The sequence below is a fragment of the Streptomyces sp. AC555_RSS877 genome, from assembly GCF_019049245.1.
In the GTDB taxonomy this organism is placed as follows: Bacteria; Actinomycetota; Actinomycetes; order Streptomycetales; family Streptomycetaceae; genus Streptomyces.
Window position 1 is genome coordinate 1 of sequence record NZ_JAGMUK010000089.1, and the last position, 1,326, is coordinate 1,326.

At 68.0% G+C, this 1,326-nt stretch carries 1 protein-coding gene; it reads right to left on the reverse strand.

The window, feature by feature from the left end:
• Window positions 1–27: 27 nt before the first annotated feature.
• The gene (locus KUM49_RS34895) at window positions 28–1,122 is read right to left on the reverse strand and encodes an IS110 family transposase (protein WP_217240977.1); all 1,095 of its coding nucleotides are present in this window, start codon (window positions 1,120–1,122) and stop codon (window positions 28–30) included.
• Window positions 1,123–1,326 lie beyond the last annotated feature (204 nt).

Consider the following 1,326-nt stretch of genomic DNA (forward strand, 5'->3'; position numbering starts at 1 on the left):
CGCATCTCGGGGTGCCTCTGTGTCTTGTCAAGTCACTTGAGGCAGCCGGTGCTTGGACATCCGTTCATCGGCGATCATGACACGCCACACATGGTCGGCAAGGCGGCGTTTCAGGCAGCGTTTGGCTTCCCTCGCTGTCTTCCCTTCGGAGAGTTTCCGCTGGTAGTAGGCATGTCCTGGGGAGTTCGGCATCCTGATCTGGGTGACGGCGATGGTGTGAAGGACGGAGTTGAGCTGACGGTCGCCGGAGCGTGAGAGTCGGTGGCGGGCCTTGGCCGCGCTGGCGATCTCGACCGGGGCGACGCCGGTGTAATTCGCGAACGCGGCAGCGGTGGCAAACCGGCTGGCGCGCCCGACGCGACCGACGAGCCGTGCCGCCAACACCGGCCCGACGCCGGGCGTGTTCATCAGCGTGCTGCCCGAGGATTCGACGAGTTCTTCCATGCGTACCGTGTTCTCCGCCAGCCGCTTGTCCAGCACCCGGATCTCTGCGACCAGATCGCGGGCAAGGTCTTTGCGGACCCTTTCGACGTCGCCGGCGGGGCGGACCGTGCGCAGCAGCTCGGCGGCGTGGTCTGCCGACAGCTGAGGCGGAGCCCCTCCGGGCAACAGATCACGCAGCACAGCGTGCAGCTGGTTGACGGTGCGGACCCGGGCCTGGGCAAGGTTGACGCGTCGTTCGTCGAGCAGGGCCAGGGCCGTGGTGTGGTCGTCCACGTCCACCTCACGCCCATCTCCGTGGATGTGGGCCGTGGCCGCGGCGGCAGCGTCGATCCGGTCGTTCTTGCGGCCACCGCCACGGGTGAGCCGACGGACGCGGCTGGTCGCCGAGGCCGGAACGTCGACGACGCTCTCCCCACGGGCGACGAGCCACTGAGCCAGGTGGCGGCCGAGCCCGTTGGCGTTCTCCACCACCCACTTGCGCTGAGGCCAGCGGCGGCCCCAGGTCAGGAGCCGTCGGTACTCCGCCAGGCTCGCCTCGATCCTCAGCGAGTCCGCCTGCTGATTCGAGACAGGGTCGACGGCGGTAGCGGTGTGAGTGGACTTGTGTGGGTCAATACCGAGCAATATCACGGAAGTTCGTTCCTCACGGCCGGACGACAGGACGTCCACGGCCGACACGCCGACTTCCGGAACCGCTGGTCGGGACACGCCTCTGTTGAGTCAGACCGTGGCCGGACACCGGGCCGGCGGCACACCCCGAGCGGGCCAGCCCCGAGGGGCGGCAGGAACCTCACGAGCCATCCAACCCAGCGTCCTACGGAACGCTACGAGCGGCCAACCCGACTGCGCACCGCTACGGCCAATACAAGTCGGGAACCTCAC